19 protein-coding genes and 2 pseudogenes are annotated in these 16,112 nt (G+C 41.3%); 4 read left to right on the top strand and 17 right to left on the bottom strand.

Features of this window, described 5'->3' with window-relative positions; all coding sequences use genetic code 11:
• Nucleotides 1–35: 35 nt before the first annotated feature.
• Both HFK82_RS02395 and HFK82_RS02390 read right to left on the bottom strand, forming a co-directional pair.
• Nucleotides 36–530, bottom strand: coding sequence for a dihydrofolate reductase (locus tag HFK82_RS02395; protein WP_168260664.1), 495 nt, complete (start codon nucleotides 528–530; stop codon nucleotides 36–38).
• Nucleotides 531–616: 86 nt separating this feature from the next.
• On the bottom strand, nucleotides 617–1,456 hold the full coding sequence (locus tag HFK82_RS02390) for a thymidylate synthase (RefSeq protein ID WP_154455222.1): 840 nt from the start codon (nucleotides 1,454–1,456) through the stop codon (nucleotides 617–619).
• Between the two features lie 262 nt (nucleotides 1,457–1,718).
• Between HFK82_RS02390 and HFK82_RS02385 the strand changes: the two genes are divergently transcribed.
• From HFK82_RS02385 to trhA, 4 genes are all read left to right on the top strand, one after another.
• The gene (locus HFK82_RS02385) at nucleotides 1,719–2,897 is read left to right on the top strand and encodes a hydroxymethylglutaryl-CoA synthase (protein ID WP_168260663.1); all 1,179 of its coding nucleotides are present in this window, start codon (nucleotides 1,719–1,721) and stop codon (nucleotides 2,895–2,897) included.
• Nucleotides 2,872–4,155 carry a hydroxymethylglutaryl-CoA reductase, degradative gene (locus HFK82_RS02380; protein ID WP_168260662.1) on the top strand — a complete coding sequence of 428 codons (1,284 nt, stop codon included), beginning with the start codon at nucleotides 2,872–2,874 and terminating at the stop codon, nucleotides 4,153–4,155. Before HFK82_RS02385 ends, HFK82_RS02380 begins: the two co-directional genes overlap by 26 nt.
• Before the next feature lie 110 nt (nucleotides 4,156–4,265).
• Nucleotides 4,266–4,709 (top strand): DUF1836 domain-containing protein, encoded by a 444-nt coding sequence (locus tag HFK82_RS02375; protein ID WP_168260661.1) that lies wholly within the window; start codon nucleotides 4,266–4,268, stop codon nucleotides 4,707–4,709.
• Entirely contained in the window at nucleotides 4,699–5,355 is a 657-nt protein-coding gene (trhA, locus tag HFK82_RS02370) for a PAQR family membrane homeostasis protein TrhA (RefSeq protein ID WP_168260660.1), read from the top strand. The genes HFK82_RS02375 and trhA overlap by 11 nt, the downstream gene beginning before the upstream one ends.
• Nucleotides 5,356–5,378: 23 nt before the next feature.
• On the opposite strand, the gene fni is transcribed toward trhA, so the two are convergent.
• From fni to HFK82_RS02305, 15 genes and pseudogenes are all read right to left on the bottom strand, one after another.
• Entirely contained in the window at nucleotides 5,379–6,374 is a 996-nt protein-coding gene (fni, locus tag HFK82_RS02365) for a type 2 isopentenyl-diphosphate Delta-isomerase (RefSeq protein WP_168260659.1), read from the bottom strand.
• Entirely contained in the window at nucleotides 6,371–7,369 is a 999-nt protein-coding gene (locus tag HFK82_RS02360) for a phosphomevalonate kinase (RefSeq protein ID WP_168260658.1), read from the bottom strand. The genes fni and HFK82_RS02360 overlap by 4 nt, the downstream gene beginning before the upstream one ends.
• The gene (mvaD, locus tag HFK82_RS02355; RefSeq protein ID WP_168260657.1) at nucleotides 7,356–8,306 is read right to left on the bottom strand and encodes a diphosphomevalonate decarboxylase; all 951 of its coding nucleotides are present in this window, start codon (nucleotides 8,304–8,306) and stop codon (nucleotides 7,356–7,358) included. The genes HFK82_RS02360 and mvaD overlap by 14 nt, the downstream gene beginning before the upstream one ends.
• Nucleotides 8,288–9,166: a mevalonate kinase gene (mvk, locus tag HFK82_RS02350; protein WP_168260656.1), complete on the bottom strand. Its 879-nt coding sequence runs from the start codon at nucleotides 9,164–9,166 to the stop codon at nucleotides 8,288–8,290. Before mvk ends, mvaD begins: the two co-directional genes overlap by 19 nt.
• Before the next feature lie 278 nt (nucleotides 9,167–9,444).
• Nucleotides 9,445–10,173, bottom strand: a complete 729-nt coding sequence (locus HFK82_RS02345; RefSeq protein WP_240928804.1) for a transporter substrate-binding domain-containing protein — start codon at nucleotides 10,171–10,173, stop codon at nucleotides 9,445–9,447.
• Nucleotides 10,174–10,176: 3 nt separating this feature from the next.
• Nucleotides 10,177–10,473: a lyase family protein gene (locus HFK82_RS08860; RefSeq protein WP_272869844.1), complete on the bottom strand. Its 297-nt coding sequence runs from the start codon at nucleotides 10,471–10,473 to the stop codon at nucleotides 10,177–10,179.
• 201 nt (nucleotides 10,474–10,674) lie between these two features.
• Nucleotides 10,675–11,541 (bottom strand): annotated as a pseudogene (locus HFK82_RS08855) (class-II fumarase/aspartase family protein); the annotation flags it as partial.
• 18 nt (nucleotides 11,542–11,559) lie between these two features.
• On the bottom strand, nucleotides 11,560–12,315 hold the full coding sequence (locus HFK82_RS02335) for an amino acid ABC transporter ATP-binding protein (RefSeq protein ID WP_168260655.1): 756 nt from the start codon (nucleotides 12,313–12,315) through the stop codon (nucleotides 11,560–11,562).
• Nucleotides 12,302–12,850: pseudogene (locus tag HFK82_RS02330) on the bottom strand (amino acid ABC transporter permease); the annotation flags it as partial. The gene HFK82_RS02335 and the pseudogene HFK82_RS02330, both read right to left, overlap by 14 nt.
• Before the next feature lie 15 nt (nucleotides 12,851–12,865).
• Nucleotides 12,866–12,991 carry a hypothetical protein gene (locus HFK82_RS09125; protein WP_272869840.1) on the bottom strand — a complete coding sequence of 42 codons (126 nt, stop codon included), beginning with the start codon at nucleotides 12,989–12,991 and terminating at the stop codon, nucleotides 12,866–12,868.
• The gene (locus HFK82_RS02325) at nucleotides 12,981–13,532 is read right to left on the bottom strand and encodes a GNAT family N-acetyltransferase (protein WP_168260654.1); all 552 of its coding nucleotides are present in this window, start codon (nucleotides 13,530–13,532) and stop codon (nucleotides 12,981–12,983) included. Before HFK82_RS02325 ends, HFK82_RS09125 begins: the two co-directional genes overlap by 11 nt.
• A 16-nt stretch (nucleotides 13,533–13,548) precedes the next feature.
• On the bottom strand, nucleotides 13,549–13,956 hold the full coding sequence (locus tag HFK82_RS02320) for an MmgE/PrpD family protein (RefSeq protein ID WP_240928802.1): 408 nt from the start codon (nucleotides 13,954–13,956) through the stop codon (nucleotides 13,549–13,551).
• Between the two features lie 49 nt (nucleotides 13,957–14,005).
• Nucleotides 14,006–14,221, bottom strand: a complete 216-nt coding sequence (locus HFK82_RS08850) for a hypothetical protein (protein ID WP_235280910.1) — start codon at nucleotides 14,219–14,221, stop codon at nucleotides 14,006–14,008.
• A gap of 113 nt (nucleotides 14,222–14,334) precedes the next feature.
• The gene (locus HFK82_RS02310) at nucleotides 14,335–14,874 is read right to left on the bottom strand and encodes an MmgE/PrpD family protein (RefSeq protein ID WP_168260653.1); all 540 of its coding nucleotides are present in this window, start codon (nucleotides 14,872–14,874) and stop codon (nucleotides 14,335–14,337) included.
• A gap of 11 nt (nucleotides 14,875–14,885) precedes the next feature.
• A complete protein-coding gene (locus HFK82_RS02305; protein ID WP_168260652.1) occupies nucleotides 14,886–16,028 on the bottom strand; it encodes an amidohydrolase in 1,143 nt (380 codons plus the stop codon).
• Nucleotides 16,029–16,112: the final 84 nt, after the last annotated feature.

Below are 16,112 nucleotides of genomic sequence, written 5' to 3'. Positions count from 1 at the left end.
TAAATACACCAAAAATACTTCTTTGCATCCTCTTCCTATCTTTCTAGAACTGTAATGGTAAAATCGTAAGCATTTTTTTCATCTTTGTCGTAATGCGTTTCTGAAACGGTTTTAAAATCTGTCATATCCACTTCTGGGAAGTAGGTGTCGCCTATAAACGTCGCATGAACCTTTGTTCTAATCAAGGTCTGGCAATCAGGTAAAAAGCGTTCGTACACATGGCTACCGCCCACGACATACAAGTCTTTATCGTGTTCATCTAACCACTGGAAAACCTCTTCAGGACTATGAACAACGGTCACACCGTCAGCCTGATAGGTTTTATCCCGCGTCAAAACAAGGGTATCACGCCCTGGCAAAACACGATGACCCATGCCATCAAAGGTCACTCGCCCCATCAACAGAGCCTGCCCCATTGTTGTTTCTTTAAAATGCTTTAATTCCTTTGGTAGATGCCAAGGCAGACCGCCATCGACACCGATCAAGTGATTTTCATCTTCTGCCCAAATGGCAATCAGTTGTTTTGTCATACTATCCTTCCATTCATCAACTCCATTTTATCAAATTTCTCCAAAAAATTCAGAAATCCAACATCACAGGAGCATTTTCCCAAAACCTAGATGGCCAAATCGAATGTCAATTGCGGCTTAACTGGGTCATAATCTACCAATTCAAAATCATCGGGCTTAATGTCAAAGAAATTGGTTCCGTCAGGTACGTTTAAAACTAGTCTTGGTTTGCAATCCGTTGGATCACGACGTAATAATTCCTGTGCTTGTTCAAATTGATTGTCGTAAATGTGTAGGTTATTGACAAAATAGAAGAATTTGCCGACTTTCCAACCAAAGTGCTTGGCAATCATCATCTGCAAAGCCACGTATTGCATGGCATTGATGTGGTGCGATACCAACATATCATTTGAGCGTTGGGTTAGGGTCGCATCAAGGTAAATATCGCTGCCTACACGCCTTACATCGTACATGGTCTGAAAGGCACATGGCAAAAGCCCCTCCGTCCGCTCAAAAGCATCGTAATCCCAAAGCGAGATGACATTGCGTCTGTTCCACGGATTATCTTCCAATTGTTTTAAAATTTTGTTGATGATGTCGTGTTTTTTGACTACGGCACCGTAGCGCTCGCCGATTGTTCCTGTGTGTCCAACTTCCCACTCGTTCCAGTATTTCACACCGTATTTGTCATTTAAAACGGATAAATCGTTGGTTTGGTCTTGATAAATCCAAAAAATCTCACGAATGGCACTCTTAATGGGAATAGGGCGCAAAGTGGTAATGGGAAACTCACCCTTACTCAAATCGTACTCTGCAAAAGCACCCGTTACGTATTTTGAGTTGGCTTGCCCGCCACTTTGGTAAACAGGCCGTGCATTTTCTGAAAAGACCCCTTCTGTCATAATTTTTTGGATGTTTTCTTTAAAAATGGCATCAGCCTTTGTCATGTGTTTTTCCTCGATTCTCAAAAATTAGCTTTTTTTTATTTTAGCTAAAAAGTGTCAAAATTGCAAAGGAAACCAATAAATGGCTTAAATTCTTATTTAGTTTGAAACTTAAAATGAATACGTTTTTTGTGGGGCTTTTTGGGGAGTTTATGATAAAATTAACTTTGGACATTTTTGACAGGATGTATTTTATTATGACGAGCTTGTGATTGTTTTTAAGCTCCCACGCAAAAATATTCTATTTAAGAAAGGTTTGTTACTAATGAACGTTGGTATTGATAAGATTGGTTTTGCGACAACGCAATACCTATTGAATATGGATGATTTAGCCAAGGAACGTGGGGTTGACCCTGATAAATACAGCAAAGGTTTGCTTTTGGAAAACCTCAGTATCGCACCCATTACTGAGGACATTATCACTTTGGGAGCGTCAGCGGCTGATAGCATTCTAAGTGATGAGGACAAAGAAACGATTGACATGGTCATTGTCGCGACAGAGTCTTCTATTGACCAAAGTAAAGCAGCTGCGACTTACATTCACCATTTGTTGGGCATTCAGCCTTTTGCTCGTAGCATCGAAATGAAAGAGGCTTGTTACAGCGCGACGGCGGCTCTGGATTATGCCCGTTTGCACGTTGAAAAACACCCTGACTCAAAAGTCTTGGTAATTGCTGCTGATGTGGCACGCTACGGCGCCAATACCCCTGGTGAACCCACTCAAGGAGCTGGTAGCGTAGCCATGCTCGTTACACAAAATCCTCGTATTTTGCTTTTGAATGATAACTCTGTCGCTCAAACACGCGATATCATGGATTTCTGGCGTCCAAATTATTCAACAACCCCTTATGTCAACGGCATGTATTCAACCAAGCAATACCTTGATATGCTCAAAACGACTTGGGCTGAATTTCAAAAACGTTTTGACACCTCATTGGCTGATTTTTCTGCCTTTTGCTTCCACTTGCCATTTCCAAAATTAGCCCTCAAAGGCTTCCGCAAAATCATGGACAAATCTTTACCTACCCAATGGCAAGAAAAACTCCAAGCCAATTTTGAAAGTTCTATTCTTTACAGCAAACAAGTGGGCAATATCTACACAGGTTCTATTTTCCTTGGCCTGCTTTCCTTGCTTGAAAATAGCCAAAACCTAGCGGCAGGTGACCGCATTGCCTTCTTTAGTTATGGCAGTGGTGCAGTGGCTGAAATTTTCACAGGAACCTTGGTCGATGGCTTTCAAGAGCAACTCCACAGCAGTCGCCTCCAAGAACTCAACCAACGTCAACCACTTAGCGTTGCGACTTATGAAAAACTCTTCTTTGAAGAGGCTCAGCTCGATGCGGACGGTAATGCCACTTTTGCAGACTACCTCACAGGACCATTTGCCCTCAAAGAAATCCTCGGACACGAAAGATTGTATGGAAGAACAAATGACAAAAACTAAAGGAAACTGGGGAGGCTTCTCCAAAAAAACGTTGCCAGAGCGCCTTGATGTGCTAGACGCCCACCACTTACTCAGTCAAGACAACCTTGCTCTGCTCAAGGAAAATAAAGGCTTGTCCCTAGATACAGCCAATCAATTGACCGAAAATGTCTTAGGCACTTTTTCGCTACCCTTTTCTTTGGCGCCTGATTTTCTGGTGGATGGAACAGTTTTCAATGTGCCAATGGTTACGGAAGAGCCGTCAGTAGTGGCTGCTGCGAGTTTTGCTGCTAAAATCATCAAACGTTCAGGTGGTTTTAAAACCACTGTTCATTCCCGTCAAATGATTGGGCAGGTGGCGCTTTATGACGTCACAGACAAGACAGCCGCTCAAAAACGTATCTTAGAACACACTGAGCAGCTATTATCCGTGGCAAATGACGCCCATCCTTCTATTGTTAAACGCGGTGGCGGAGCACAATCGCTGCGCATGGAAGAAAAAGAGGCCTTTCTCATCGTTTACGTGAACGTTGATACCAAAGAGGCTATGGGAGCCAATATGGTTAATACCATGATGGAAGCTTTAGTCCCAAGCTTGGAAGAACTATCTGGAGGCAAAAGCCTCATGGCTATCTTGTCAAACTATGCGACGCAAGCCCTTGTTACTGCCGATTGTCAAGTGGACCTCCGCTACCTCAGCCGCAATACAAGCGAAGCCAAAAAGCTAGCGAGAAAATTTCAAATGGCAAGCCAACTGGCGCAAGTGGACACCTACCGTGCCACCACTCATAATAAAGGTATTTTCAATGGAGTGGATGCTGTCGTTTTAGCCACAGGAAATGACTGGCGTGCTATCGAAGCTGGAGCCAATGCTTATGCTTGCAAAGACGGGCAATACCGTGGCTTATCGACTTGGACATTTGACGAGGACAAGCAGCATCTCCATGGTCAATTGACCCTGCCGATGCCTATTGCAACGCGAGGAGGCTCAATTGGACTTAACCCAACGGTCTACATCGCCCATGAGCTGCTTGGTCAACCAGACGCCCAACAATTGGCTCAGATTATCGTATCAGTCGGATTGGCACAAAATTTTGCTGCCGTCAAAGCCCTCACGTCAACTGGTATCCAGGCGGGACACATGAAATTGCAAGCCAAATCGCTGGCTCTCCTAGCAGGTGCTAAGGAAAACGAGGTCACTCAGGTAGTCAACCAGCTCCTTCAAGCCCCTCACATGAATTTGGAAACTGCTCAGGCCATTCTCAAAACCTTAAACTAACTCAAGACATCAAGCAACACTCGATATTTCGGGTGTTTTTTCTTGACAATATTTTTCATAGATTATATAATCTAGTTATAAATACTAGATAAAGAGGTAAGGAAAACGTTATGACAAAATCTTATCCAAAATGGACGGATTTGCCAGAAATTGACTTGTATTTGGACCAAGTACTTCTTTACGTCAACCAAATCAACCAAGCCAATCATCCAAGTGACAAAGGCTTGACCGCTTCTATGATTAATAATTACGTCAAACACGGGCATTTGGATAAGCCCACTAAAAAGAAATACAGTCGCAAGCAAGTAGCGAGGCTCATTGTGATTACGTGTTTGAAAAATGTTTTCTCCATTCAAGAAATCAGTCAGACCTTGGCGCTGTTAACCGCAGATGATCAGTCGCAAAAACGCTACGATGATTTTGTTGCTTGCATGAATGGGGAAGAGGTCGCTGACGTGCCAGCTGTTGTGCTTTCTGCTTGTCAGACCTTGCAACTGTATGACCAAACCCACCAATTAGTTCAAGAATTAGGAGGAGTCGCTGATGAATGCTAGCATGACCGTGAAATTAAGTAAACGCTTATCATTTGGTGAAGAAGTTGCCAACAGCGTGACACATGCCGTTGGGACTGTTGCCATGCTTGTTTTATTACCTATTACCGCTATTTACAGCTACCAACATTATGGTATGGAAGCTGCTGTTGGGATGTCTATTTTTGATATTAGTCTATTTTTGATGTTTTTATCATCGACCATTTACCACTCTATGCAGTACGATTCACCGCAAAAATTCGTTCTTCGAATTATTGACCATAGTATGATTTACATTGCCATTGCGGGTTCTTACACGCCTGTTGCTCTCTCTTTAGTGGGCGGATGGCTTGGTTATCTGATTATCGTTTTGCAGTGGGGTGCAACTATCTTTGGTATTTTGTATAAGATTTTCGCCAAAGAGATAAACGAAAAATTCTCCCTTTCCCTTTATTTGCTTATGGGCTGGTTGGTGATTTTCATCATTCCAAGTATTGTGACGAAGACTGGTGTCGTCTTTTGGTTGCTCATGCTTGCGGGTGGATTGTCTTACACCGTTGGTGCGATTTTCTACGCACGCAAACGCCCTTACGACCACATGATTTGGCATCTCTTCATTTTATTAGCCTCTATGCTGCATTACGTTGCCATCGTCTTCTTCATGTTGTAATACAAAAAACACTGATATCGCTATCAGTGTTTTTTTGTTGCTTGTAATTTGCCATATAATAAATAATCAACCTGCCTAAGTTGGTCAATGGTTTTGCAATTTAGGGCACACATAATCAAACGCAGGTCATCTTTCCAGCCGTTGATAATGGCAATCACTTTTTCGACTGGGTATTTTTCAACAAGTTCTAAAACAGTGCGAGATAAACCGACTGCTTTAGCCCCTAATACCAAACATTTAATGATATCCAGAGGATGGCGAACACCACCAGAGGCAAGAATTTCCATCTTATCCACCATTGGCTGAGCATTTAAAAGGGTCTGCACTGTGCTTTGTCCCCAATCATCGAGGTAAGAACGGTTATTGCCACGCTGGTTTTCAATATAAGCAAAACTAGTCCCACCACGCCCTGAAATATCGACAGTCTGAATACCCAGGTCATGCGCCATCTCAATAGTTTTAAGGTCCATCCCAAAGCCGACTTCCTTAAGAATAACGGGAACAGGAGATTTGCTGGCATAATCAGCTAGGTTGGCTTTCCACTGATGAAAAACGCGCTCTCCCTCAGGCATAAGCAACTCTTGCATGAGATTAACATGGACTTGCAGAAAAATAGGCTGCATCTCTTGAATAGTTTGCAGACCGAGTTCATAAGGCTTATCAATGCCGATATTGGTCGCTAATAACAATTGTGGAAATTCTGACGACTTGGGATAAGACTGGTCTTTTGGATTTTTCAGCGCAGCACTATAAGAACCCGTCACCATAACCAGTCCTGTCGCTTGGGCCACCTGAGCTATTTTGCGATTGACAGCTCTGCCTTTTTCCGAGCCACCCGTCATCGCATTGATGTAAAAAGGAAAATCAAAATCTTGCCCAGCAAAATGAGTTGTGAGATCAATCTCGCTCAAATCATAGTCTGGCAAGGAATGATGAATTAATTCCATATCGTCAAATGAATTGTAGGGCGACTGGTAAGCCAAAGCGTACTTGATGTGGTCATCTTTACGGTTGGTCATGCTAATTCCTCCAAATCCAGTAATACAATTCCTGCATCTTCCCAGCGTTTGATGAGGGTTTTGGTGTCTGTTTGATTAAAGGACAGAGCGATGCCGCAATCGCCGCCGCCTGAACCTGATGATTTGGCAATAACGTCCAAGCCTTCTTCGGCTGCTTTCAAAGTTTTCAGAGTGTCATTGTAAATGGCTGGGCTCAAACCGAGCAACAAATCGCTGACCTTTTGCAGACTGGTTTTAATGACATCTTTATCACCTGTTTGTAAGGCTTCTTGGCAAATTAAGACTTGATTTTGAGTGTCCTTCAAAAAATCTGGTGTGATAGCCGATTTGACCAAACAAATCATATCCTTTGAAATAGAAGGTTGTCTGGTCCAACCAACCAAGAAATCACAGGCTAAAGCAGGCTTAAGAATGTCAATGCGATAGCCCCAATCCTTAGCCAGCACCTCTTGAATGCTTTCTGTGGCAATCCAACTTGCGACTTTTTGACGGTCAAAAGCGGTAAAGGCCACCAAATCATCATAAGTAATACAGGCAATATCGCCCATTGAACCGTTGTCCCCCATTTTCAAGAGCGTATAAGACGCCAACTTAAAAATAGTATTTGCCGATAAGTTCAAGTCATAAAAGGCAGACAAGGCTTTCAATGTCAGAACCGTCACTGAACCACTTGAGCCAATACCAAATTTCTTGCCGTCGCGCTCCATTTTTCCTGTAATACGAAGGTCAAAGGCAGGCAATGCTTCCAAAGATTTCCCCAAACAAGCGGCTAATGTCTTAATCGTCTGCTGAATAAGGGAGTAATCACTGTTTGGAGTCATGTCAGCACCTGCATCAAACATATCTGAAAAGAGGTGGATCGTCCTAGCTTCCCTAACCTGCGCGGTCATGTAAATGGGGATATTTTTGATAATAGCGGTCTGACCTGGGGTTAAAATAGCGTATTCCCCCGCAATATAAAGCTTACCGCCTGTTTGCACACTAATCGTTTTCATCTGGCAATACCTTGGTTTGTGAGGCAATTACGCGATACTTCTCTTCAAAACGTTTGGTTAAGCGCTCCAAATCATCTTCTAAACAAAGCACTTTAACGTTCGGACCTGCATCCATAGTGAAATAGCATTTTTCCCCTTGGGCACGCAAACTCTTAACAAAGTCCATAGCCTCATAAGACGCATCGGTCAGATAGTTAAAAGGAGGATTGGCATGGGTATTGGTATCATGCATGGCAAGGGCGTTGCGCTCAGTCAATTCCCCCACGCGCTCAAAGTCGTTGGCTTTTAAATAAGCCAACATATCCTTGTAATCTTGTTCTGATTGTTTGACCCAATCCGCAAAAGTGGTTGAGGTTTCTACGCAACGTTTCATGCCTTCGCGGCTAGAAATAGGCTTTTTATTATCGTTTAAAACTAGCATAATCATCGCCAGCTTGAGGTCAGTCTGAACAGGGTAAATGTCGCCGCTGTCCTTATCCCAAGCTGCAATGGGTCCAAAAAAAGAACGCGACGATGAACCAGAGGCAAATTTGGCTTTTTGAGCTAGTCGAGCCTGCGTCAATCCAGTTTCAAATAGTTCGTTGCAAGCTTTGACAAGGGCTGATAGGCCACTAGAACTTGAGGATAATCCCGCAGCTGTTGGCATGTTATTGCTTGTTTCAACGCTGACAAACTGGCTACGGTCCCTACGGTATTGGTCAATAATGGCTGAAATCTTAGCGTGTTCTTTCTCGTCTTGCAAGACCCCATTGATGTAAAATATATCCTTAGTTGCTGATGGGGGCAGGAAAGAAACGGTTGTTGTCGTAAAGAGATTGTCCAAAGTCAAGGAAATACTGCTAGTTGCTGGAATCATGCAGGCAGCGTCAGCTTTTCCCCAGTATTTGATAATGGCAATATTAGCGTATGATGTTACCGTTACAGTTTTTCGATCCACGTTTGAACCGCTCCTCCTTCTTTTAATACATGACTAATGTGCTCCGCGTCAGCTTGATCGCTTGCAAGGGCAATAATACACCCCCCAAGTCCGCCACCGCTCATCTTGGCTCCAAGGGCACCATTTTCCAAAGCAAGAGCAACCAACTGATCCGAAAGATCCACGCTGACACCGATAGCTTGCAAATGACTATGGGCCTTGGTCATCATCTGACCGATGGTGTCAATAGCCTTATCTTGAATCGCTTTCTGGACGATTTCCGTCAAATCACCCAATGCCGCTAGATGAGGAAGGTTGGCTTCTTCAGTTTGTGCCACTTTTTCGACGGCTTCTCTGGTGTTACCATAAATCCCCGTGTCTGCAATCACCAAATAAGCCCCCAAATCCAAATCTAGCGTGTTAAAACCAATGTTTCGGATAAAGGTGATGGCTTGGTCACTCAAACACGTCTTGGCATCCAAACCACTCGGATTGGAATGCGCAATGATTTCCGCCTTGTTCACCAAAATTTCCAATGTTTGTCGGTCAATGCTTTGCTCAAAGTAATCAAAAACCGCTCGAATAGCTGCAATAGATACCGCTGCCGACGACCCCATCCCTCGTTTTTGAGGAATTTCGGAACGAATGGCACAAGAAATCGGAATATCCGTGTGATTAAGGTACTCAAGAGCTGAATAAATCGCAGTTGACACCGTATCGTAAAAGTCAAATGTTATCTTCTCTTTGGCTGGATAAATGCAGCACTCAACCTCAATTCCCTTAAGCGGAATTGCAATGGCAGGATAGCCATAAACCACCGAATGCTCACCCATCCAAATAATCTTACTATGCGCCTTACCAACGCCAATTTTCTTAGTCATTTTCTTCTCTTATTAAAAAATTTAGTCCACTTATCATTGTATCATCAATAACAAAAAAAAGCGACTATTACTGAAAATTGATTAGAGGGAATATAATTCTTTTCATATGCTACCCACATTTTGGAAGGAAAAAAGTAAGTATAATCCTTGTGTCTTATTGACAGTGGGATTACACTTACTTGCATTTAACAATTCTTATTGATTTTTGTAGCTAGCATCAATGCCAGAGAAAAATTGTTTAGATAATTTGGAAATGGTGCCATCTTGTTCAAGTTCTTTCAGGCTTTGTTAAGCTTCTTTTGAAGAGCTTCATCTTGACCTTTATTAAAAGCAATGGCAATGTTTTCTTCACCAATTTCACCATCTAAAATTTTCAAATCCAATCCTTTTTGCTTGATAATAGCAGCTAAAATGGTCTTAGCATTTGAATAGCCATTGACTTGACCATTTGTCACTGCAGAAAATGCAGCTTCGCGGTCATCATAAGTTTGGATGGTGGTGCTTGGATTAAATTGCTTAAGGACGGTGATTTGGTTAGAACCAACAGTTGCTGCGATGGTCGTATTGGATAAGTCATCAACAGATTTTAGGTGAGAATCTGATTGAGTGACAACACCATATTTGAAAGTAGCATACGGTGTTGAAAAATCATAGGCTTCTTTTCGTTTATCCGTTATTGCCACAGAACTTGCCACTGCATCCACTTTATGGCTAGTCAACAAACCAAATAAACCGTCAAAACTAGTTGTCGTAAAATCAACACGATAACCCATTTTATCTGCTACAGCTTTCATAACTTCTACGTCAAATCCTGTTAAATTTCCATTATCATCTTTATAAGACCCTGGAAAACTAACCCCAGTTGTCGTCTCTTTCAAAACAGGTTTATCTGATGAGGCTGTGCTTTCTGATGCTTGATTGCCCTTGGTAGCTGTTTGATAGCCAAAATAAGCAAGTACTGCAATAACCACAATGGCAATAATCCCAATAATCGATTTTTTCTTCATTCATTAATCTCCTCTAAAATAAACTTGAACAGTTGACACCACATCGTCAACTTTAGCTAAACTTTCTCCAATATTATTTTCGGGAACAATCCAAGATTGAATTGTCTCCTTACTAAAATGAGTGCTTACAGTAGGCTCTTGATAAAGCAAACTAATAAAATCATCGTGATTTTCGATTGCCTTCATCGCTGCTTGATAAACCAACTCATGTGCGGTTTGCTTACCAATAACTTTCCCCAACTTAAACATGATACGCTCTGAATAAGGGAGACTGCCTTGAATATCAAGGTTTTTCCGCATCTGAACGGTATTAACCTCTAACTCCGACAAGATATAAGTCAATTGAACTAGCTGAGCATCCAAATAACTGGTGATTTCTGGAAGAGCAACCCACTCATTGCGCCAATGAATAGCGTCACGTTCGCCATCAATCAACATAGATTGTAACATTAGGCTAACATCTGAAAAAATGGGCTGCGTCAGGCTTGCAACCCCTTCTATCAAAGCTGGATTGCGTTTTTGAGGCATGGTTGATGAACCAATTTCCCCCTTACGAAAAGGTTCGTGAATTTCATTGATTTCAGTTTTCATCAGGGTAAACAGTTCATGTCCAATTTTACCCAAGGTACCAGCATAAATCCCTAAAGTCGTAGCGAATTCTGAAAAGTGATCTCTGGATGGCTGCCATGAAATATTGGGAACGACCAAACCCAATTCAGCCAAGGTTAAACGCTCAACTTCAATTCCCCTTCCGTCAAATGCAGCTTATGTCCCAACAGCACCACTGATACTTCCAACAAAAACCTCATTGAATTCCAATTGGCGTAAACGTTTGTGATTTCTTAATAATTCATCCAACCAAATGGCTAATTTAACGCCAAATGTAATCGGAATGGCGTGAATGCCATGAGTTCGCCCCATCATAAGAGTAGAACGGTGCTTTTGGGCCAATGCTGCTACTGTTTGAATGAGGGCTTTTGAATGTTGTACAATCACATCATAGGCTTCTTTGGTTTGCAACATAATACCTGTATCAACAATATCTTGAGTGGTAACACCGTAATGCACGTATTCCCCCACCTCAGTGCCGACTAATTCTTGAAGCGCATGAATTAAAGCAATCAAAGAGTGCCGCTTTTGAGCACTTTCTTTTTGCAAGGCCAAAAGGTTGAGATGTTCAACTTTTGCTTTTTCAATAATTTGTTGTGCTGCCGTTTTTGGAATAATGCCCAATTCACCTTCAATTTTAGCCAGAGCCACCTCAACCGCTAATTGTTTTGATACTTTGTTCTCGTCACTCCAAATCAAGCGAATCTCAGGTGTTGAAAAATTATTTTGCAATAATATCGAATCTAAAACACTTGTCATTTGTCATCTTTCCCTTTCTTATAAGGCTGAACTCTCTAAAGACCCACGATAGAGTGAATGAACAAAGGCACGCACGCGCTCATGACTGTTATTATTAGAAAGTAATAGATCCGTAGGTCCTTGTGTTAAAATTTCCCCATTTTCAATAAAGACAACATTATCTGCCGTCTTTCTAGCAAATGCCATTTCATGAGTCACTAAAATCATGGAAATATTTTCTTCTGCCAGAGTTGAGATAACTTGCAAGACTCCATCGACCATTTCAGGGTCAAGAGCTGAAGTTGGCTCATCAAATAAAATGATTTTGGGCTTAAACGCAATAGCAACACGTTGCTGCTGCCCGCCTGATAAAGTAACTGGGTACTGATTTTCAAAAGCTGCTAAACCAACTTTTTCCAAAGACTCATGTGCGATGATTTCGGCCTCTTTTCTTGAAAAACGACCGCTTAAAACCAAAGGCTGAACCACATTTTGCAAAACCGTGTAATTCTTAAACAAGTGAAATTGTTGAAAAACCATGGTTGAATGGTTGCGAATCTGACGAATATCACGCTTATTTATCTTTCCTCCGATGACTTCAGTATCTCCAACTCGCAACCTTCCTGACGTTGGTATCTGTAACAGATTCAAGGTGCGTAACAGAGTTGTTTTACCTGAACCGCTTGGCCCAACAAAAGCGGTCACCGTTCCTTCTTCAATAGTTAAATCAATGGATTTTAAAATGGTTTTGTGACCTATTGTCACTTCTAAATTAGTTAACTCAATCAAACTCATCTACGGACCTCCTATACGGTGCTGTCAAATCTCTTTCAAATAGATGTTGTATCCAAGTGTAGATCACAATCATCAGCCAATACAGTAACCCTATGGCTAAATAGGTTTCAAAATAGCGTAAAGAACCTCCTGCAATCATTTTTGCGTGGGCAAATAACTCTATTATTCCCAAGGTGAATACAAGCGATGTTTCTTTTAGCAAACTAACAAATGTATTTCCGGTAGCGGGTAAAGCATTTAAAGTCGCCTGAGGCAAAATGACATGTAGAAAAATCTTCCAACCCAGGATGTTAAGAGCTTGCCCTGCCTCAATTTGCCCTTTATCAACAGAATTAACGGCTGCTCTAAAAATCTCAGCCAAATAAGCAGATTGTTTTAAGCCAAGACCTACAACAGCTGAGGTAATGGCGGTCATTCCTTGAAAAGCTGGAAATAACTGAAGTAAGCCATAAAATATTAAAAACAATTGCACCAAGGTCGGCATCCCACGAAATAAGGAAATGTAAACATTAGCAAAGTATCGTAGCGTTTTTTGATTGGATAGTTGAAACTATGTCATCAAAGATCCGACTAAAATCGCTAATAACATAGAAGCCATTGCAATAAAAATGGTTACAGGAATGTAGGCAGGTAATTTTAAAAATAATTCAAAAAAGTATTGCCAACTAAAATTCATGGCTTACTCCTTTCAATAATGTTTGCAAAGCTTCATCCTTAACATCTAACAAAGCTTCTTGATTAAAGGTTTTGATGAGGTAAACCGTTTTATGATCTGAAAAAAGTGACTTCTCACCAAGGTAACGAAAACCCATTTTTTCGTAGGCATCAATGAGCCAAGGATGTTCTAGAGCCGTTCCCAGCGTCACAGCAGGTGCCTTCAATTCTTTTAGGATATAGTTGTCAATGATTTCTGATATCAAGGACTTAGCATGTCCCTGCCCTTGAAAATGAGGATTTGTCGCCACCCAGCCTAAGTGGGGGAGGAAAAAAGGACTCCGATTATCTGACCAAGGCAGCCTAACTGAAACAGACGATACCAGTTGTTTATCAAGCACTTTTACAAAAGTAGGCGTTGTTTGCAGTACTTTTTCAAGTTCTGATTGAGTCATTATCCCTGCTTTAAAATGAATTCCTAGTCTTTCATTTGCTGCATAAGCTTGATGATACAAGTTCACTAATGCTTCACTAAATTCATATGTTGCTTGCTGATAGGTCATACATTTCCTTTCTTTTTTAGTCTAACAATGTTATTTTTTCAAAAAATTCTGATATTTTTAGCAGTGTTTTTTCCATTAGTTGCCAATAAATGGCGTCGAGTTTCCCTTGAGTTAACTGGTGATACTTAGCAAAATGCTCTCGTGATGATAACGGATTTTGAGGAGAACCTTTAGGATATTGTACTAACTGATCAAAAATGATCTGATGATTGCTTCTGATAATCAAACGTATTGGACGTGTGCTATCATCGCTTGGCAAATCATTAAAACGGCTAATTTTTTGTGCAAATTCACGAAAGTCAGTAGATGTTTTTTCCTCGGAAAAATCAGAACTTTCCACACTTCCTTTAGATAAAACCAACCACAAAAGGTATTCAATTGAAAACTTACCTTCTAAACACGTTTTAGGAAAACGATGCGTCAAAGCCCGATCCCCTGTCGCAGAAAAATGTACTTCAATATCAGATACTTCATCAGCCCCTTATCCCAAATTGGTAAGCTTTTTCTCCCAAATCATAGCCAGCATTGGCTGTAGAGCAAAAAGGGTATTTCTTAAACCATAAGCCTGGTGATAAGATTTGAGCAGGTTCCAACCAATTATCCAAGAAAGCCGTCACAGAGAAATGCTGCCGATTAAAGATTTGAAACCAACCTGTCAAGGGGGATAAGACATCATCGTAAGCTGTCATGCCCAAATTCACTAACTCATAGGCTTGAACAGCATTTCTTGCTGCAAATCCTACATTTAAAGGCTTACCATCTGTTCCTTCTTGGCAGAGAAAGCCTGCAGATTGCGTTGATGTTAACGATAATAACTGAGAATATCCGTCAACGGTAAGGTTTTAAAATAACCAATAGCAACAGCAGCAGCTAAACTACCAATGGTGGCTGTACTATGCCAGCCTTGTTTAATGTGTTGAGGTTGGCACTGCAGACCAATCCTGCCAGCAAATTCCACGCCTTGAACATAAGCCGCTAATAACCTTTCAAAAGAATCATCGGCATCACTGACAGCTAACAGCGCCGAAAAGATTACTGCACTTGGATGCCCTCGAAAATTGGCTTGAACACCGTCTAAATCATGGTAGTGAGCCAAATAGCCTGATAGCAAGGCTGATTGCTCCTTTGATGTTCGATAAGGGGTTAAAAGAATCAGATGACTGCCAGCTTTTTCGAGTGATGCTTGCAACAAACCTTTCCTTTTAGCTGATTGTAATCCAGCAGAATAACAAGCTAAATAATCTAATAAAGCTATTTTCGCAAGCGCTATGCTTTCCTTATATTGCGGAGTATCATGAATCTCTTTTTGCAATTGTTGGATCATTTTTTTAGTAACGCTCATAACTTCTCAAATCATTTCTCACCAGCGTAGTAATCCAATAAATACAAGGCATTTTTAACAAAATAATTAACTGCAACTGGAATCGCCTCATCTTTTACACTAAAGTCATCGTGGTGCCAGTCAGGGGCATTTTCGTCACCATTTGAACCAATAAAGGCAAAAACTCCTGGAATTTTTTCTTGATAAGCAGCAAAATCTTCACCACCTGTTGATGGCAGGGTTTCAATAACCTCAGCAAAGGTTTTAGAATGTTCAAAAATCAAAGGCGTTAGCGTAGAATCATTAAACGTAACTTTTGGTGAATTTCCCCAAGAAATCGAAACTTCCGCTCCAAATTGTTCCGCCGTATGTTCGACTACTTTGGTAAATTGCTCAATGACTGACAAGCGAACGTCAGGATCAAATGTTCGAATAGTCCCTTCAAAAAAACTACTGGCTGGTAAAACATTCCAAGTATTGCCAACATCAATATGAGTCACAGACAAGACTGCTGATTGAAAAGGTGAGATTGTTCTTGACACAATCGACTGTAAATTATTAATAATAGTTGTGATAACCAATACTGTATCAACACCTAAATCAGGCCGAGCTGCGTGAACGCTGATGCCTTTGACTGTCACTGCAAATTGTTCCACTCCAGCCATTATAGCTCCTGAACGCAAACCGATTTGACCTGGTTTTAAATGAGGATTATTGTGATACCCCACAATAGCTGATACCCCTTCTATGCCACCAACCGCTATGACTTGATGTCCACCCTGAAAATGTTCTTCTGCTACTTGGAAAATCAAGCGAACGGTTCCTTTTAATGTTGCTTCTTGTTGTTTTAAACGTTCTGCTGCTCCCAATAAACTGGTTTGGTGAAAATCATGGCCGCAGGCATGCATCGCACCATTATCACTCGCATAGGCAAGCCCTGTCTTTTCAAAAATAGGAAGAGCATCAATATCTGCTCGTAAAGCAATAATGGGATATCCATGCCCAATTTCAGCAATAACCCCTGTTTTCAAAGGGTAATCCAAGGGCTCAATCCCAATATTTTGCAACTGTTCTTTGATAAAACGAGTGGTGTTGTATTCTTTTTCTGAAACTTCTGGATGTTGATGAATATGGTGACGAATCGCTGTCAATTTTTGATAAAACGTATCTGACAAATGCCTATCCTCCTCTTTTCAGATTGCTATTATCTTATCACCTCATTTTCACCTTGCATACTCTATTTTACTTATGGCAAGCTA

Origin of the sequence: Streptococcus alactolyticus (assembly GCF_012277075.1) — a bacterium.
Classification (GTDB): Bacteria; Bacillota; Bacilli; order Lactobacillales; family Streptococcaceae; genus Streptococcus; species Streptococcus alactolyticus.
Note: the sequence above shows the minus strand (reverse complement) of the source record. Positions and strands in the feature narration are given on the sequence as shown.